The sequence below is a fragment of the Salibacterium aidingense DSM 18341 genome, from assembly GCF_000429685.1.
GTDB lineage: Bacteria > Bacillota > Bacilli > Bacillales > Marinococcaceae > Salibacterium > Salibacterium aidingense.
In genome coordinates, this window is record NZ_AUCI01000007.1 from 50656 (window position 1) to 69412 (window position 18757).

General features: G+C 41.6%; 19 protein-coding genes. 6 read left to right on the forward strand and 13 right to left on the reverse strand.

Translation table 11 applies throughout. The features are described 5' to 3' along the window. Positions 1-4: 4 nt before the first annotated feature. On the reverse strand, positions 5-634 hold the full coding sequence (locus G475_RS24520; protein WP_051302306.1) for a lysophospholipid acyltransferase family protein: 630 nt from the start codon (positions 632-634) through the stop codon (positions 5-7). Between the two features lie 141 nt (positions 635-775). On the opposite strand from G475_RS24520, the gene G475_RS0107840 reads away from it, so the two are divergent. The 3 genes from G475_RS0107840 (at position 776) to G475_RS0107850 (ending at position 4316) form a co-directional block, all read left to right on the forward strand. Continuing rightward, entirely contained in the window at positions 776-1873 is a 1098-nt protein-coding gene (locus tag G475_RS0107840) for a class II aldolase/adducin family protein (RefSeq protein ID WP_026700805.1), read from the forward strand. Between the two features lie 38 nt (positions 1874-1911). Continuing rightward, positions 1912-3138, forward strand: a complete 1227-nt coding sequence (locus G475_RS0107845; protein ID WP_026700806.1) for a zinc-dependent alcohol dehydrogenase — start codon at positions 1912-1914, stop codon at positions 3136-3138. A 596-nt stretch (positions 3139-3734) separates the two neighbouring features. Further along, a complete protein-coding gene (locus G475_RS0107850) occupies positions 3735-4316 on the forward strand; it encodes a YkoP family protein (RefSeq protein ID WP_026700807.1) in 582 nt (193 codons plus the stop codon). 55 nt (positions 4317-4371) lie between these two features. On the opposite strand, the gene G475_RS0107855 is transcribed toward G475_RS0107850, so the two are convergent. After that, positions 4372-5205 (reverse strand): metallophosphoesterase, encoded by an 834-nt coding sequence (locus tag G475_RS0107855; protein ID WP_026700808.1) that lies wholly within the window; start codon positions 5203-5205, stop codon positions 4372-4374. A gap of 110 nt (positions 5206-5315) precedes the next feature. Between G475_RS0107855 and G475_RS0107860 the strand changes: the two genes are divergently transcribed. After that, positions 5316-6425 (forward strand): MGDG synthase family glycosyltransferase, encoded by a 1110-nt coding sequence (locus tag G475_RS0107860; RefSeq protein WP_035710556.1) that lies wholly within the window; start codon positions 5316-5318, stop codon positions 6423-6425. 156 nt (positions 6426-6581) lie between these two features. On the opposite strand, the gene G475_RS0107865 is transcribed toward G475_RS0107860, so the two are convergent. Beyond that, a complete protein-coding gene (locus G475_RS0107865; RefSeq protein WP_026700810.1) occupies positions 6582-7106 on the reverse strand; it encodes a hypothetical protein in 525 nt (174 codons plus the stop codon). Positions 7107-7893: 787 nt separating this feature from the next. On the opposite strand from G475_RS0107865, the gene G475_RS0107870 reads away from it, so the two are divergent. After that, on the forward strand, positions 7894-8589 hold the full coding sequence (locus tag G475_RS0107870; RefSeq protein WP_051302308.1) for a hypothetical protein: 696 nt from the start codon (positions 7894-7896) through the stop codon (positions 8587-8589). Between the two features lie 54 nt (positions 8590-8643). On the opposite strand, the gene G475_RS0107875 is transcribed toward G475_RS0107870, so the two are convergent. Both G475_RS0107875 and G475_RS24525 read right to left on the reverse strand, forming a co-directional pair. Next, positions 8644-9468 (reverse strand): halocarboxylic acid dehydrogenase DehI family protein, encoded by an 825-nt coding sequence (locus tag G475_RS0107875; protein ID WP_026701002.1) that lies wholly within the window; start codon positions 9466-9468, stop codon positions 8644-8646. 29 nt (positions 9469-9497) lie between these two features. Continuing rightward, on the reverse strand, positions 9498-9848 hold the full coding sequence (locus G475_RS24525) for a hypothetical protein (protein ID WP_051302310.1): 351 nt from the start codon (positions 9846-9848) through the stop codon (positions 9498-9500). Between the two features lie 128 nt (positions 9849-9976). Between G475_RS24525 and G475_RS26755 the strand changes: the two genes are divergently transcribed. Continuing rightward, on the forward strand, positions 9977-10078 hold the full coding sequence (locus tag G475_RS26755) for a YjcZ family sporulation protein (RefSeq protein ID WP_084414046.1): 102 nt from the start codon (positions 9977-9979) through the stop codon (positions 10076-10078). Positions 10079-10969: 891 nt separating this feature from the next. Here G475_RS26755 and G475_RS0107890 read toward each other — a convergent pair. The 8 genes from G475_RS0107890 to G475_RS0107930 form a co-directional block, all read right to left on the reverse strand. Further along, entirely contained in the window at positions 10970-11152 is a 183-nt protein-coding gene (locus G475_RS0107890) for a hypothetical protein (protein ID WP_026700812.1), read from the reverse strand. Between the two features lie 170 nt (positions 11153-11322). After that, positions 11323-11937, reverse strand: coding sequence for a cell wall hydrolase (locus G475_RS0107900; protein WP_026700813.1), 615 nt, complete (start codon positions 11935-11937; stop codon positions 11323-11325). A gap of 204 nt (positions 11938-12141) precedes the next feature. Next, positions 12142-14109, reverse strand: a complete 1968-nt coding sequence (locus tag G475_RS0107905) for a hypothetical protein (protein WP_026700814.1) — start codon at positions 14107-14109, stop codon at positions 12142-12144. 61 nt (positions 14110-14170) lie between these two features. Continuing rightward, positions 14171-15367 (reverse strand): MFS transporter, encoded by a 1197-nt coding sequence (locus G475_RS0107910; protein WP_026700815.1) that lies wholly within the window; start codon positions 15365-15367, stop codon positions 14171-14173. A gap of 64 nt (positions 15368-15431) precedes the next feature. Beyond that, positions 15432-16277, reverse strand: a complete 846-nt coding sequence (locus G475_RS0107915) for an MBL fold metallo-hydrolase (RefSeq protein ID WP_026700816.1) — start codon at positions 16275-16277, stop codon at positions 15432-15434. Beyond that, positions 16277-17809 (reverse strand): glycine betaine uptake BCCT transporter, encoded by a 1533-nt coding sequence (locus tag G475_RS0107920; RefSeq protein WP_026700817.1) that lies wholly within the window; start codon positions 17807-17809, stop codon positions 16277-16279. Before G475_RS0107920 ends, G475_RS0107915 begins: the two co-directional genes overlap by 1 nt. A 153-nt stretch (positions 17810-17962) precedes the next feature. Then, complete coding sequence (locus G475_RS0107925) at positions 17963-18226, reverse strand: hypothetical protein (protein WP_026700818.1); 264 nt, start codon at positions 18224-18226, stop codon at positions 17963-17965. Positions 18227-18348: 122 nt separating this feature from the next. Further along, positions 18349-18543 (reverse strand): YfhD family protein, encoded by a 195-nt coding sequence (locus tag G475_RS0107930; protein ID WP_026700819.1) that lies wholly within the window; start codon positions 18541-18543, stop codon positions 18349-18351. Between the last annotated feature and the right edge of the window lie 214 nt (positions 18544-18757).

Below are 18757 nucleotides of genomic sequence, written 5' to 3' on the forward strand. Positions count from 1 at the left end.
TCCTTTAACTGTGCTGCGTTGACTCTTTCCTGAAACCAAATTCATCCTCGGGTTGTTGTATGATAAGATCCCTTGATTGTTGCATGATATCATGTGCCAATTCCTTATAATCATTTGTTTCAAAAGATGATACCTCAATAGGAGATCCAATATTAATGACAGCCTTTCGTCTAAACCAATATTTATCCTCACAGAGAGTAATGGCTACTGGTAAAACAGGAACTTCACTCTTGACTGCAAAAAAGGCCACCCCTTTTTTCGGCATTACTTTTTCACCATTCGGTACTCTTGTTCCTTCTGGGAAAACCCCTACGATTTCTCCTTCTTTTAATAACCTTAACGTTTTTCTCACGGGGCGAATGACAATACCACTTTGCCGGTCTACCGGTATAACAGGTAATTTCTTAAATAAGCCGTTTGTTAACCAATGATCGCACAACTCCATTTTGGCTAAAAAGTACATTTTTCTTTCTAATAGTAAACTAAGTAATATTGGGTCATAGCAGCTGATATGGTTGGAAGAAATAATGAATGGTCCTTCATCTTCTGCTATATTTTCTCGTCCAATAAATTTTACATTCAATAGTATTGGAATAATGATCTTAGCAACGAATGTAAGTACTTTGTACAACACTGCCTGCCTCTCCTCCCACTACCTTAAATGAAATGTACATGCATAATTTTCGTTTTTTCAGATGATATTATTCCTAGACATGAAAAACATCTCATATTCTAATCATTTTTTAATGTAAGTAAGAATGGAGGCATTGCGAAAATGAATACATTTACATTTACAGGACAATCCGTAACAAACCAACCTTTAAAATGGCTGTTGGAAGGAGTGCGGGAAACATTTACAGAACAAGGATATACATACTTGTCCACTCCGAGAGATGAATCAAAACTGGTGTTTCATCTCTTAGATCCCAATTCCCCCCGTCCTTTCCGCAGAAAAGCTCAAGGGACATTTGTCGTTTCCATTGTAGAGACGAACACACCACCTCAAGATATCCATAAAGAAGCTTATCCTTATTTAATACGAAGTCTGGCAAATCACCTTATGTATATTGTCCATGGAAAAGAGGAAATCAAACTATATTTTTTAACTCCGGAACAAGGAAACTACAGTCTTACGTTTGATCCTGTAAAAAAAGACAAACAGATTTTTCAACAAATTTTTGAACGATTAGAACCTCTTGCTTCCTCTCAGCTTGTTATTGATAATGATTTTTTTGAGGATTTACCCGAAACCTTATGGAGCGGAGATGATATTACGCAGTCATTAGGAGCATCAGGGAAAAAATTAGATGGAATGAATCTGCTGCCGGCTCCTTTTCCACTTGATGAGGTTTTATCACAACGGGATATTCGTCATTTGAAAAAATTATATGGTATCGGCGGATTAAGTTATGGAAACTTAAGTGCACGTAAAAATGAAAATAATTTTTGGATGAGTGCAAGTGGGATAGATAAATCAAAGATGAGAAAAGTAGGAAAAGATTTCCTCTACATTTCAGGATACGATGAAGAGAAGAATGCCATGAATGTTAGTATTCCGCCTAGCGTTACGCCAAAGCGTGCTTCTGTTGATGCGATTGAGCATTGGATGATCTACCGGGAGCATCCAGAAGTAGGAGCTATCGTACACATCCACGCGTGGATGGATGGAATTGAAGCAACAGAATGTAATTATCCATGCGGAACGGTTGAACTGGCAGAATCTGTTGCTCGGTTAGTAAGCGAATCGGAAAATCCTTCTCGTACCGTTATTGGATTGAAAAATCACGGACTCACCATCACAGGAACAGATCTTGACGATATTTTTGAGCGAATTGATGGAAAAATTATTCCTCAAGTACCTATGCAGGCATAGCATTATTTGAATGGAACTTTCTTTGAATAGGTGGTCATATGAAAGCTATACAATTTGACTTAAATATTCCTAAATACACCTTTAGTAAAGCGATGGGAAAATTGAATCCATCGCTTTACGTTAATGGGCCCTTTAATTGCCTTCAACTAAGAGATGTAAAAACACCAGAACTTCCTACGGATGAGTGGATAGAACTTAAAGTGAAATATGGAGGTATTTGTGGTAGTGATTTAAACTTAATCTCTTTAAAAGATAGTCCCGCCACCTCTCCGTTTATCTCCTTTCCCTTCACGATTGGACATGAAATGGCAGGAACCATCTCAAAGACAGGAAAAGAAGTGGAACATGTCTCCGTTGGTGAGCGGGTAGTCATTGATCCTATCCTGTCTTGTGAAGCAAGGGGCATCACTCCCCCATGCAGGGAATGTAGTCAAGGCAACTACAACCTTTGCAACCACATGAATAGTGGATCTATTTCACCAGGATTGCTTACTGGCACGTGTAAGAACACAGGCGGAAGCTGGGGAAATTATGTTGTTGCGCACCAAAGTCAAGTCATCAAACTTCCGGAAAATGTAGATGACGCAAATGGCGTGCTTGTTGAACCGTTCAGCTGTGCTTTACATACCGTCTTACAAAATCCGCCGCAGCCATCCGATACGGTTTTTGTCATAGGTTCTGGTGTGATTGGTATTTGTGTTATTGCAGCCATTAGAGCTTTAGATATTTCCTGCAAAATAGTCGTCTTAGTTAAATATTCATTCCAAGCGAAGTTAGCAAAAGAGTTTGGAGCTGATCAAGTATTCTTTCTTTCAAGGCGACAGGATTATGTTTCTGAAGTAGCTGAATCTTTTCAGGCTAATGTATTACACCCTGTTTTCGGTGAACCGATTGTTCATGGTGGAGCGGATATTGTCTATGAATGTGTCGGGAATAAAAAAAGTTTAGACGATGCTCTTCGCTTTGCTGGAAAAGGTGGAAAAGTTGTTTTATTAGGGTTAGCCAGTGTCGTCGACAATCTCGATATGACGATGATCTGGCTGAATGAATTAGAGATCAAAGGAAGCTTCGCTTATGGCATGGATGTATATAAAGGCAAGAAAAAGAGAACGTTACAGATTGCTGTGGATTTAATGGAACAAAACAAAGTCAACCTTGCACCACTAATCACCCATTACTTCCCATTGGAACATTATCGGGAAGCTATTGCTGCCGCATCAAATAAGAAAAAACAAAACACAATGAAAGTTGTTTTTGAACTGTAGCGTATTTGTCACAAATTAATATTTCTTCCATGTGCCAGCACAAACCATACAGTAAATACATTCCTAATCTTCAACGATCATTACTCCTATTCCCACCAAAAAATTTCCTTCTTTGTTTTATATTAAAGAACGGTGCAGCCCCACAGAAAGATTGATCCCTTACTTAGCATCCGTAAGCCTTCGCGTCAAGCTCCGTAAGCGGAGGTTGTTACGGACGGCTGACATCTCGATTCGTTCGAGAATATAACGCAAAGGCGTTGCAACAAGACTTCCTCCCCGAACTGCATCTCTGCAGTTTTGCACCGAGTAACCGCAGGTGAAGGATGTTGCGAATTTAGCCTTTGATCGGGCCTACACGACGTAGGTCACAAAGGCGTTGCAACAAGACTTCCTCCTGAACTGCATCTCTGCAGTTTTGCACCGAGTAACCGCAGGTGAAGGATGTTGCGAATTTAGCCTTTGATCCCCTATACGTGAGGAAAAAACTCCCGCTAATAGAAGTTTCACTTTATATCCCCTCATATTCCCATTAATATTTATAAATGAATTTTACACACTATATATTGCTGACACTAAATGAAGGAATGGAAAATGCTATGAGAAATTATTTCGTTTATGCTTGGACAATGTTAGACCCGTTTTATTATCGAATCACCCGTTTAACCTACATTCCTCATTATAATGAACAATTCAAAAATATTTTCAGGGTTAGGCTGACGTCTTATAAGGGGGCGCCTTTTACCCTTTCCGATGAAACGAAAATAAACAAACATGATACGCTTGTGAAAATTCATTTGCATAATATCCGTTTGCTTAATGAAATGAATTCTTTCCAAACGGACATTCAAAAAGCGCGTTATGTCTATAAGATAGTTCAACAATCGCTTCCAGGCCTTGCCAATTATATACAATCACACAGTAAAAAAGAACAAATTAAAGGAATTGTAGGGATCACCACTCTCAATAAAGGGTGTGATCGTCTTGGTTTTGAATCATTTGATATCACGAATTCATTTTACAAATGGTGGAAGATGATCCCTTTTTTCTCGATTAATCTGTTGTCGACGCCAAATGCATCGTTTTCCTCCGTAAAAAAGAAAAAACCTAAATATATTTTTATGTCAAAGGATAGTCTGCTCCATTCCTACAAGGAAAAATTCGCAAAGTTAAGTTTGTAGATATGGATACACAAAAATTAAAAAGCCAATTCCCCTGCTTTCAGGGTTTTGGCTTTTAACTGACTTTTTCTTTTTGCTTTTCTTTTACAACAGGCAAGGAGTGTATCGTGATTTCCGGCCGGCATCCAATCCGAATATTAAGTCCTGTCTGCCCTAACCCTTCACTGATATAAAAAGGTTTTCCATGATACCGGTGAAATCCTTTAATCATCTTCATTTTTGCTAATTTACCCATTTTAACAAGGTGGTACGCTTTTGGATACAGAAGCTGCCCGCCGTGAAAATGACCGGAAAGAAGATAATCAAAAGGGTAGTCCTTCATTTCAAGAACGACATTGGGATCATGTGTAAGCACCAGGTTATATCCCTTTTTTATTTTGTTATACGAGGAATTGATGTCGCTTCTATTTGTGCTGTAATCATCAATACCAATAATATTAACAGGATGTCCTTTTATATTCACGATGCAGTTCTCATTTTGCAGCGTCGTACAATGATAGTCCTCTAATATTTTCTTTAGAGCAGTAAAGTTTTCGCCTTTAAGGACATAATCATGATTTCCAAACACAGCATATATCCCGTAGCGTGGCTGCAGTTGGTTCAGTACCTTCAAGTAACGAATCAACTTTGGGATCGTGCGTTTTCGATCAATGAAATCTCCGGTAATGGCAATAAGATCGATCTGTTCCCCTTTTAATTTCTCATATAACTGTGCTGGAGTTATAGATATATTTTCAAGATGCATATCAGAAAGATGCAGAACATGAAGAGATTGCTCAGGCGAGCCGCTCCGCTTTAATTCAATGTTTTTTATATTTACTTTTTTTGTATTAGCATAGGCTTTGTACCCGATTATAGCAAGGACAGTGCCAACAATAAACCATATCATGTCAGTAACACCTCCGCCATTCATTATACAGGACATGACTCTAATTTCACTTAGTAATACTTGGAGGAGTTACCAATAATGTTTCCATTCATATAACCGAGGAGATTACGATGAAAAAGTTGTTATTTTTACCCTTTTTACAAATACCATCTGGTCATCATCAGGTAGCAGATGCTCTAATCGACGGAATAAAAGATATAAATCCTTCCATTCAATGTAAAAAAATAGATATCCTTCAATATAGTATTGGTCAAATGGAGACTGTCGTTTCTAGTACGTACCTTAAATGGATTCACTTTTCCCCTCAAACCTATAGCTGGATTTATCATAATGCGGTGTGTGAAAGCACAAAAAAAGAAAATAAGCGGTATATGCTTTTCGAATGGCTCTTTCTTCATGCCATAAAAAAGATGCTTAAAGAGGAGCAGCCCGATTTTATTATATGTACGCATGGTTTACCTTCTTATATATTAAGCCGTTATAAGAAAATAATGGATAGGCCGGTTCCTGTTATTAACGTATATACTGATTTTTTTGTCCACAATCTTTGGGGTCGGTCAGAAATTGATTATCATTTTGCAGCTTCTCCACTTATGAAAGAAAAATTAATAGCAAACGGAATAAACGAGCAGAACATTTTTACGACAGGAATTCCGACTCACCCAGAAATTAAAGCGAAAGCAGAAGGAAAAATGGAGAACAACCTCCCCCTTTCGATCCTTATTACCGGAGGAAGTCTAGGTGCAGGTATTATAGAAGAACTGGTAAAGGCTTTAAGCAGCCAGCATATTCATTATTATGTGTTGTGTGGCAAAAACGAACGATTGTTTAACCGTCTTCACCAATTAGATTCTGGAGTCACCCCTCTCCCTTATGTTCAATCAAGGGAAAAAATGAATGCTTTATACAATCAGGCAGATGCGATTATTACCAAACCTGGAGGCGTTACCATTAGTGAATCGATTCGAAAACAATTACCGATTTTTGTCTATCATTCCCTTCCAGGACAAGAAGAAATCAATCTTCATCAATTAAAGCAAATGGAAGTTGTCTTGGATTCAAAGGATTGGCAAACGAGCAATGATATGGAAGAGCAACTGCTTGACTTTTTTCAAAATAAACAAAAGAAATATAAACTATATAGCAAATTGCGGGCCTTGCACAGACATATTGAATATCAAAATCCTTCTTTGCTGATATACAAGCTGCTTCAAGGATAACCGTGATTATGAAGCTACAATGACATTTACTGTGCAAAATTAGCACGCATTGTAAAAACGAACAGAGAAACTATACGTCTCTGTTCGTTTTTTATATAGATGGGTAAACCAGACCGAAGAAAGGCATCTCTTCGGTCTCAGGAAATCATAATGCCATCAAAAAAATCTAACGTCAGGATCGGCTGTATTCACTTGTTGCGGGAACAGGAATTTTTCTACATATGGTGATGATATTTGATGAAATAAAAAATTGGCTGCTGTTTGAGCATAAAAACATCGTGCTTCCTGTACAGAACGTTTTCCAACCACAATGTCATGGAATAAGTTCAAAGACAGAAAATTCATGGCTTCTTTGTCACAAACAGCGGAAACTTCTCCCTTCGTACGATCAGGATAAACACTTCCATCATACATCGCAATTTCATCAAATCGTCCTAATGGTGTTTTATAATCGATTGTTTGCTCAAGAAAATCCGGGTGAGTAGTAGGAAAATGATGCGGCACGGAGTCGCGGTGTACAATGGTCTGCTTCCACGGTCCGTTACGATACCATATCAACCTGCTTGCGGTAGCTTCTTGAGGCAATCCATACTTATTGATGATGGTGACAGCCCCTTTACGCTGAGGCTCTTGCCAATGAGCTAATATTTGTTCGACATAATCCTGAAACTGTTCAGTCATTTTTATCCTCCTAGGTATTTATCTCAGAACAGTATATGCTGTTCCACTTACTTGTGTAACTGTCTATTTTTTTGATTATTCAGATATTCGACAATGTCCATTGAGGACTTCCTGCTTCGGACATTTGTTTATTACAACCACTGGAACATTCATAATGTAATAATGTAAAAAACGCACCGATAGTTCCTTTCCCCTCTTCCGTTCCCTAATTTTAAAAAGGCGCTGATTGACAATAAAGGTAAAGGGCTTAATTTGACGAAACGATAAATGACGTAAGCACTTTTTGATAATCTTTTGATGACCTTGCATCAAATTTTTCATGTTTCCAAATTACGGGGCTAGATAAGTTATTTAACATATACGCCAATAGTTCCCTGGCCACTTCCACATACACTTCTATCAGATATTTTGAGCAGATCCAGCAGGTAGAAGCTATTTATATGGGAATGCATGGAAACAATATGGGCAGTCATCATATGAATACACCTATGAGAGGTCACCTGAACACTTGGTCTTGATCCGTTTTCCCGTCTCTATACAGTAAACCAGTGGCAGAACAGAAGTTGTCGTTATTCGCACGATATGATGACTTTTGTTGTAAATAAAATGATGATTCATTCGTAATAAGAAACGAGCAGGGAAATAAAGAATCTTTGTTCGTTTCTTCATTGTCATGCACCAAAGCTAAATCACGCTCTTCTAAGATAAATTATCGTACAGGGAAGAATCAATTTACGAATTTGTTCAAATACTATATGGGAAGGATTAATAAAAAGGGTGAAATGATATGAAGCAAGAAGAAAAATTAAAAACAGCAACTACGTCAATGGCGAGCGATTTTAAGGTACAGACAATGGGCGGGGCTGAGAAAACGACAGAAACTATTATGGATAAGGAATTTGTTCAAAGTATTATTAATGAGTGGAACGCTATGTCCAAAAAGGCAGCTACTCTTACTATGGAACAATACGGCCCTCCACACGAGGCTATTTCAAGCAGATTAATCTGGTATAACAATGGCCCATGGAAGCGGACCATTGTCTATCGTGATGAAATTCCACACGATTTCCCACAACCCCATACCGATGTTATTGAGAATTACATTAACTATGCCGTACCACCAGAGATGTTTAGCGAGCTCGCAAAGTTTGATGGAAGTGTGATTGTTGAAAGGACAAGAGGAGAAGTGTCTTCCCGATGTGACATGGAAGCGGCAAATATTCTTGCACTTAACTTAATGAATGACATTGTAAAAGGTAAATTAAACGCTGAAAAAGCTCGTGACGTCTATTGTGAAGTGACTTCAGCTTTTATGATGAATAGGTCGGCACCTTATGCAGAGAAACTGCAATTTAATGTCCAAACGAAAGAAAAATTTGATACGGACATCGTTATGATTGCTGATGAAATGGTAGAACAAGGCATCAAAAAGGTCAATGATATGGCTGGGTCAGACAATAACAGAAATGATAATTATCATTAAAACAACACAAAGCTCTCTCGAAGTACAATTATTGCCAATTCATATGATGCTGAGTTATTCCAGGATTCTTCTAAAAAACTCTCCATCTACTATCAAACCAGCTATAGCCTCCCGAAACATGGATAGGACCCCCATGACTCCAGCAATTTGGGCTAGAGTCATATAGGGTCTCAGTGTCTCCCTTGTAACATTGACCAAAAACGGCATCTCGTTATGTACGAGGCGGATGGCTTTATTTTTTAGGTCTGATTGAATCAAGGTGTACTCGTTGGATTCCACATTCGGTCGTAAATAATTCCAGCTGGTGGCCAGAAAATATGGATAACGGGCCAATGCACGAAAGTCACTGGCTGCTTCATAGCCATGATGAGCAGTTGCAATATTGTGTAAAAGCATTTGAACTTGTTTGCTGGCAGAAGGGATTTGTATCAATGTTATATCTGGAAGACTGGTCAACACTCCTGGGGGGATAAATCCTTCTACCTTCCCTTTTCCTGCAACAGGACGGTAACTTAAACTTTCTATCCAGGCACTTGCAATAAGTAGCAGCTTCGGATTCACATAATTAAAAGTATAAACAGTTTCTCTTATCCTTTTTATGTCTGCTGTGGAATAATAGTTCTCCCATCGAATATCCGGAAGTTCCATACTTATATTGGGATACCTTAATGTTTCTGCTGCTTGTTCCATGTTAATCGTTAACATGTTCGGTCTTATCTGCTGCCATCCCATCGATAAAAAGGGTTCGTAAAGAGCTAACGTCCGGAAAATAAAATTAACAATGGGAACCTTTAGGACATATTTAATATCCCTATACAGTTGTTCTGTCAAACCGAAGGCATTTTCTTCAAAGATCTCGGGAACACCATACCCGTCCATTCGTCCACCTCCGTGTCTGTAATCGTCTATCACTTCACATGTTGATCCCTTCGGATGATTGAGCCACGTCCCCGGAGGATGAGGAGCATCCCAGCGCTGAAGCTCAGCAAAATTTTTTTTACAAGTGAAGCCGTAAAGTGTTGTCCATCTTGAAAATAGACGCCTTTTCGCAGTTTTAGTTCCAACGTTTGGTCCGTCAGCCATCGAGATTCTTCAGCAAGGTTCAGAATGACACGCCCCTCATGATCCGCGCGAACCGGTTCTTCCATTGTATTATATAAAACGTACAACCAATTTAATGGAGAAGAATCGGCGACGTAAATTATCCCTTCCGGTAACTGCTGATCATCCTCCCTGCGAATCCATTCGTTTTCCGGCATCTTATTCTCCCTTTCCTAAATAAATAACGTCTTACTCCACTATACGCTTTTATTATATTTGTATGTTATGATTATCCCTTCCAGCTATTCTCTTCAAATATGTTTTAATAAAAGGGAAGAAAGAGTGGATGAGTGAAAGTAAAGGAAATAATTTTGCGTTAATTGTTGTATTATTCATCCTGTTGATTATTGTTGGAGCAGGAGGATTTTATACAGGTAGTGGTTATTAATTAGGTGCTTAAATGGAACAAAATTTTAGAAAACGATAAACTCTAATGAAAGGGAGCTGTACCAAAAAGTACAGCTCCTTTTCTATGGAAGATAAGAAAGTATAGATTTTGGGCGTTTTCAAGATCCAGCTCCAGGCGCCATCGGCTCGAAGGCGCGCGCGTGGTGGGTCAGATCGGCGTAGCCACAGGACGTACTTCCACAGGATGTGGTGGCTTCAACGCCCGGCACAGGACGTGCGCGCATTTAGTAGAAGATCCTCTTTTTAGCTGATCTTCCTTACAACAACCCGCGACTTTCGCGGCAAGCCTCCTCGGCGGGTTTCCAGCACTTACTTCCACAGGAGGTGGTGGCTTCTACGTTGCACACAGGACGTGTGCGTTCTTAGTAGAAGATCCTTACAGTATAGGCGGGCGCCTTGCGCTTTTCTTAACAAAGAGAAGTCAACCACAAGGCAGGAGCGGAAGGCGGCGACATTCAGTTGTTCGCCGGCTAAAAACGGTCACGTCCTGTGACCGATGACTAGAATATCCTGTTCGTCGAAGCAGCAGCCGAATATCCCATCAGACGGTGGCTCACATGATGTGAGTCAGATCGGCGTTGGCACACGACGTACTTCCACAGAGGTGTGGCTTCAACGCCCGGCACAGGACGTGCGCGTTTTTAGTAGAAGTCCTCTTTTTAGCCGATCTTCCTTCAGTGATGAAGCTGAGGCGCTGCCCGCGGCAAAGAAGACACGGCGATCTGCAGAGCCGATGTCGCCCTTATGCTCTGGAGTGAAAACGTCCGCCTGCAGCGCATGCCCTATATTTTAGCGAAGCACTGTTTGGTTATTAGTAGAGTTTAATAGATTCCCGTTTCTTAACTTTCAAAAATAAAATGAATATACTTATTTATGATTGATCTGTGTTTGGATATTCATTTAAATCACTATTCTCTGCAGGAGCAAACGTATCACTTTGCAGGCTGAATTCTGCTTGCCCGGGATGTGTAGTTTGGTGTTCAACTTCGTTAATATCAACTTTTTCAATTTCTGTTTTTCGGGTATCGGTTGTTTTTTTCTTGTTTTCATCCATTTATCCTGGTCTCCTTTTTTCCATTCTTTTGTCTTTTGATTTTTAATTAAACATAGTTTATGACAGTAGGAGTAAAATACTCAAGGTAAAAAATGTGATTTTGAGCCATCCCCATCCCCATCCCCATCCCCAATTCCAAAAAAGAATCGCTGCTTCCTGTGTCCCGTTCGTTAATCAGCAAATACATGCTTTCCAATTTGAAGGTTTTCGGTTCGGCTCCAAATCCAATCAGAAGTTGCCAGCACCGGATTGTAATAGTAATGAGAACCCATGGACGGATCATAACCGTTCCATGCTTCTTTTACCGCCCGGAAAGCTGTTTGGTTTGGTTCCAGCTTGTACTGTCCATCCTGGACTGCCGTGAATGCATTTTTTTGTGTTATTACTTCGTTTACTGTCCCCGGAAATTCAGAGGACTGAAGTCGATTATGAATAACCGCAGCCACAGCCACCTGTCCTTTAAACGCTTCTCCTCTTGCTTCCCCATGGACTACACGCGCCATTTTATTAACTTCTGTAAGTTTTTTCCTGGTATTTTCTCCGGTCATCCCATCGACAGCCAGACCAAAATCGCTTTGAAACTGCTGTACCGCGTTGTATGTTAAGGGACCGTAATAGCCGGTGGCGTTAGTATGTAAATACCCCATGTTAATTAATGACTGCTGCAGCTCCGTAACAGCAGGACCTTCATCTTCCTTTTGCAGTAAACCTTCGTGTGCTTCCACCTGCGGAATAAAGACGATAAAAAATAAAAGAGCCCACCCGGCAGGAATAACTTTTTTCATATCATCAACCTCCTTCGCTTATCCATCCCCCTTTTTACTTTGTTCATAAACATGAATCTGCATGCTGCAGCAGAATTTAGAGATTAGTCTCATATTTCATACGTTTTGCTGGCATGGAATCCTGGATATCCATACCTTCTTTCCTACTTCTTTTCTTGCTGCTTAGAAAAAGGATCTGCCTTACGGAGGACAGATCCTTTTTCCCTAATTTTCTTCTTTCCCGGTAAGAGATAATACATATTCGACTAGCGCTTCTTGTTCTTCCGGTGAAAATCCGGCTGGTTGATCGACCCAGAATTCATGGCCGGTTCCTTCAATATTTAAATCCGTCAGTTTCTGGGAGGATTGATTGGATCGAATCACTTTTTGCCGAAGTTTCCGATCCACTAAAGCGGACATACTGTTAAATGGGTCCGGATGAATACCTTGATCGAATGTTCCAGGGATGCCTATATCTTCTTTTTTATTCGGTCCTACCGCTACTCCCCCATCATGGAGATAAGGGGCCTGCCAGTAAACGCCGGCCAATCCCTTCACTTTATAACCTCCATTGGAATCGCCGTGAGCAAATCCAAGATCTTTTTGTTGTTTATCGATATGGTTGGAGGGGGCTTTCAAAATAGCAGCATCTTCCGGTACGGGGACAGAGGTGTCCGGCGAATAAATAAGAGGCTTTTCCCACAATTTTTCTGTTGCCTCTAACGCCTTCGCCCGCGAAGGCTGGGTCCCGATTTCATCAGCCGGAATAATACGATTATTGGTTTTGTAACGACCTGAGTGACACGAAATACAGCCCGCCTTCTCAAATACCTTACGCCCCTGGTCTACCGTATTTTTATCTGGATGGCGCCCGGATTCAGGAGGGACCAGTGTATTTTGAAAGGCAGACATCGCATTATTTTCCTCATTTACTTTACTGCCACGGGAGGACACCACGTAGCCCTGCGGAGAAATTCTTGAGACCTTTGGGTAGGTCGGCAGTTTTACGGTTTCGTTTACACCCGGAGACTCTGGAAAAGGATCTACCGTTTTAAAAAATTCCGAAGGTTTCTGTCCACTTTCCGGATCATAGCGGAATTCTTTATTGGCTGCGTTTTGTAATAGCGTTCCGAAATATACTTCCGGGTCCATGTCAAACAGCTCTCTGCTGGCCTGTGCCTGTCCCAGCGGGTCCGCCCCTTGAGCTTGAACGTTGTTATTTAGGGTGGTTAACCCGCGGAAGGTACCGATGGAACCCATCCCTGACCAGCTGTAGGGGTGGTCTCCGAACGTAAACGAATCCGCTACCTGAGTGGGATTTGCTTCCATGTCAATGGTGGCATCGAAAAACCCCGGCGGCCAACTTAAAAGGGTTTCATCCACTGCTTTTTCAAACGCCTCTCTATCCGGAAGAAGCTCTCTTTCTCCCTCCGAATTTTGAACAGAAGGATTATTTTCTTTAATGTAATCTTCCAGATTTTCGATATCTGCATGGGTGAAGTAGGAAGCACTGTTACTGGCTAAAGCTAGCAGGGTCCCCGTATTTAAATTGGTGTTTGTAGCCCCTTCCACCACTTTGCCGCCGCTATTCATATCTACCCTGGCATGACAAAGGGCGCAGCTGATTCCTGCTTTCATCCGCCCCCGGTCCACCGTCACCGGCATCCCGAGAGGCATCGCTGCTCCTTTTGGAACATCAAGTCCAGTGTCAATCATTGTCCCTTTTTCCAGTTTGGTGTTCCCGATCGTTACCGTTTCAGGAAGTTCTACCTGAAGATTATCTGTAGGTTTCCCCCTTAATTTGGCAATAGCTTTCATAAAATCAAACAGAGAGAGCGGTCCATCCAGAATTCCCATCACATCTGTGAGGAACACTTCATTGCCAAAGGTTTTCTCGTAAAAACTTTCTTCTCCGAGGGATAAAAGGTCTTCATCTATGGGTACAGCTCCATTTTCTTCTGCTAGATATTCCCTGCCTTTCTCCGTCTCCAGAAGGGTTGCGGCTTCTTCTTCCGACACAGCATGTCCCCAGACGTCATAGGCTTGTTTTGACTCCCTGTGTTCTTTGCCGCTGTTAACAATTTTATCGGGAGGAGGGGTGTACCCAATCGTGAAATGCCCAAACATAAAGACACCGCCAGCTGTTAGCAAAACAATCCCGATTACAATGCCTATCCATGTTATGATCTTCATACTCTCATACTCCTTAGGAAAAAGTAAATACTCCTAATCCTCCTCCATTTATCCGGGATTTTCATGAAGTTTTTGATGGTCTAATCCCGAGAAAAGCAGCGGCGATGATAAGGAGGGAAGCCGCGGCTAAAACAAAATAAATAACAGAAGATTGATGCTTCATCAGTAAGGCAATGATGGGAGGGCCGGCAGCTACTCCCACAAACCGCATACTGCTGTAAAAGGACGTAACCAGGCCTCTTTCTTCTTTTTCAATGCCTTCGGTAATAAGCGCATCAAGACAGGGTAAAGCCAGTCCAATCCCGATGCCGGCAGATGATAACAGCGCCAGCAGCCATAGTAATGCCATCTCTTCTCTTACAAAAACTAAGGAAACAGACATGAGAGCAGCGCCAATAAGAATGTACCATCTCATCTTTTGTTTGTTTTCTCCAATCCGTTTTCCACTTAAGTAGGAAGTCGAACATAGGAAAAGAAGCGGAACAGCTAACAGCAGGCCTTTAACGTATCCTTTTATATGATAGTGATCTTCCAAAAGAGAAGATAAATGAAACAGGACACCAAATAAAACGAACATCAATATGCCCCCGATGAAAAAAACAGTATACAGCCAGCGGCCGTTATAATGAAAGGTTTTTTTAATGCCTGTGAGAAAAAGGGAGAAGGATTTATCCTCTTTCTGCTCGGTTCGAGGGACCTTCACCAAAAACCAAACGAGGAATACAGACACCATGGAAAGCACTGGTACAGCCATAAAAGGCATATACCACACCAAAACAGCCAGCAGCGCTCCAATGATAGGACTTAATACTTTTCCGAGCGTATTAGCCGTTTCGATAATCCCCAGCCCATGACTCACCTGCTCCTCTTGTTTAAACATGTCTCCTACAGTGGGCAAGACCACCGGGAACGCGCCTGCTGAACCAATTCCCTGTATTACCCGCCCAAGAAGAATAAGCAGATAAGGCTCGTCCAGCTGCCAGGCCGCAAAAGCTGAAACGGCCCCTCCTGCTGCAACTATCAGCAAACTGGGAATGATTATTTTTTTCCTGCCCCATTTGTCCGAAAGGTACCCTGATATCGGAATACATAAAATCGCTATAATAGAATACATAGTTATGATTAAACTGGACTGAAAAGGGGTGATATGAATTTTTTGCTCAATGACCGGCAGGACGGGGATAAACATGGAATTTCCCAGCGTCATCATTAATGGAATAGAAGCCAGTGCCATTAAGTCCCATTTTTTATCTTTCATTTTGCTCCTCCGCTTCTCTTCCTTCAATCCTGGAGATTGAAGAAGAAAAGGATTCTTATCCTCATTATTCTTTCACGAATTTACCGTAATCCGGGACAGCTGAAGAAGGAAACGTTTGCATGAGGGAATTTAATCCCTCTTCTAATTCGCTTCCTTCTACAGGCCGTCCGTGACCGGTAATAGCCGTTTTCGGTTGTAATTCTTCCAGTTTTTTTACTGATTTCGCGGCTGCTTCCCAATCCGTTGTTAAATATCTCGGCGGGCCGTTCATTTCTACTTTTTGCGTGATGACTTGATATAGCTCGTCCTGTTTCACTGTCACAAAAGCATCCCCAGCGATCAGCGTCTGATCGCGGTCCCGGAACAATGAAACGTGTCCGGGGGTATGACCCGGGGTATGAATCCATCGAAACTCCGGCAGGGAGGGGACACTGCCGTCTTCAGGAAGAAGATGGATATGCCGTCCTATATTAATCCCTTCATGGGGGAAAAGCGGAGATATTTTTGCGATCACACCGCCTTCGACGGAGGCGTCCGGCTCTGGATAATTTTTTTCACCGTTAAGATAAGGAAGCTCCAGTTCGTGAGCATACACGGGAACCTCCCAGTGTTTAATCAATTCAATAATCGAGCCGGTATGGTCAAAATGACCGTGCGTAAGAATGATCGCTTCGGGTTTACGTCCGTCTCCAAAAATGGAAGCGGCGGCTTTCAAAAGAGCACTGCCCGAATAAGGCATTCCTGCATCCACCATCACAAAGCCGGTTTCAGGTGTTCCAATAAATACAACGTTTACAATTTGATTGGTATAACACCATACATCATTGAGCACGGCAGCGGTATTTCCGCTTTTAAATGAATACGCAGGAATAAATGTATGGTCCCTGCCATAAGAGAGATCCTCTTTCATTACACGTTAACCTCCTTATTTCTTTTGGCTTTTTTCGCCTCTTTTTCAGCCTGTAAGGCTGGTTTTTCTTCCTTTAATGCTTTAAATAAAGCGATTATCATTAATATCATGATAAATGAAAAAGGAAAGGCAGCGACAATCATGGTATTCTCCAATGCCTGTAATCCTCCGGAATAGAGCAGAATAACAGCTGTCGCAGAAAGCATGAGCCCCCAGATAAACTTTACTTTGGTGGCGGGATTCATCGAGCCATTGGATGTCTGCATCCCGAGTACAAACGTAGCGGAATCGGCGGATGTGATAAAGAAGGTACTGATCAGACCGATCGCCAGGATAGACATCACAAGCCCGAGGGGATAATGCTCAAAAACTCCAAATAGGGCTTCCTCTTCCGCTAATTCAGAAATAGCTGCAATCCCTTCTGATTCGAGTAAAATAGAAGCCCCGCCAAACACGGAAAACCATAAAAAACTGACCAGAGAAGGGACCAATAGTACCCCTGAGGTAAATTGGCGCAGGGTCCGTCCTTTAGAGACCCGCGCAATAAATGTACCTACAAATGGAGACCAGGCGATCCACCAGGCCCAGTAAAATATCGTCCAGTTATTTATCCAGTCCCGGGCATCTTCTGTCAAAGGAGCAATTCGAAAACTCATAGCCGGCAGGGTTTGAATGTATTTTCCAATCGTGTTTGTAAATAGGTTCAACATATATAAAGTGGGGCCGAAAATCAGAATGCAGACGAATAAAAGCGCTGCAATCACCATGTTGGTATTGCTTAAAATTCGTATTCCTTTATTTAAACCGGTCGAGGCTGACAGTAGAAACAAAAACGTGACTACGGTAATAATGATAAACTGAATCCAAAACCCGCTCTCCAGATCGGTCATAAACGACAAGCCGCCGTTTATTTGTACCGCTCCAAATCCTAGAGTGGTGGCTACCCCTGAAACTGTAGCCGTAACGGCAATGATATCAATGATTTTTCCAAGCACCCCATCTGTTTTCATTAGGGTATTTAACGTGGAGCTGACGGTACCGCGGGCCTCCCTCCTGAATTTAAAATAAGCCAGACATAAAGCAATAATCGTATAAATGCCCCAGGCATGTACCCCCCAATGGAAAAACGTAAAGCGCATGGCCTCTTTAATCGCTTCATCCGTTCCTGCTTCGACAGTAGGAGAATTCGTCGCATAATGATAGACAGGCTCTGCGGCCCCCCAGAATACAAGACCAATACCCATTCCTGCGCTGAACAGCATAGCAAACCAGGTAGCCAAATTGTATTCCGGTTTATCGTCTGGTTTCCCGAGCTTAATCCGGCCGTAGGGACTAACAATTATATAAAGGCATACTATCACAAATAAAGAAACGACGATCAGATAGTACCAGCCGAATCTTTCGGATATAAAAGCCTGCGCAGCTGCTGTTCCAGCTTCCAGAACGTGCGGAGCGATAACACCTAGAATCACAGCCAGAATAAGAATACCAATGGTGATGTAAAAAACAGGTCCAGTTTTAGTGTTTTTCATTTATCCCTCTCCTTCCCTACCGTTTAGTATGTTTTTCGTTTTATTTCTTATACTTTTGGGATATGTTCATTTTTTAGTTAACATAATAAAATGATGGTTAATAAAAAACAGAGATCAGGGAAAACTCCTGATCTCTGTTTTTTTCTTCTTTAGTTATTCAGACTCATCCGGCATGAATTCTTCGGCAAACGCTGTTTCCGTCCGAGCCGGAATGTCCGAAAATCTTTCTCTCACAGGCTGCCGGTTGTTCATACGGCCCTGTGTCAAGCCAACCCATGCTGCACCTGCTCCTGCCCCCAAGAGAGTGAGGAACATGCTCCATCTTCCCCAGTTATTGTTCGCTCTGTTGTTCCAACCCATAAAACCTCTTCGGCGTCCCATTCGAAAAAAAGGAACGTTCCAACGAAAGTTATTCATGGCTTCATTCTCCTCTTTTCCATAAAGTATGGGAAAAGACCCCCACATCAATAGTTTGAACGAAACCAGCTGGAATTATCACACCTCATATTTCCATCCCCGGCTGTCAGCAGAGAGTAATGCTATTTCGTTTTATGCTTATTGTGGGCCCGTCGATCTGCAGCGCGGGACCGCTCACTGGCTTCTATGTCCTCGGTATCCGCGAATTCTTCTGCATATTCCACATCAAGGCCTTCTTTTTCAATGTCCCGTTCTGGTGTCTGCGACAATTTGGATTTCTTTTTATGGCGATTATTGCGTACCTGATTTCTAGTCACGATGCCCATCTCCTTTCTTTTTGTATGCTGTCCATGATAAGGGCTCCTTATTCTGTGAAGAGAAAAGTCAGATCTAATGGCGCGGCCTGCGTCGAAGGACAGCGGATAACACGCCTGGCAGGAAAATCGGACAGAAATGATTGGAAAATGTTCAATAGAAAGAATTGGAACCATTTTTCACGTTTTTCCTTAATATTTTGTCTGTCCTATTTTC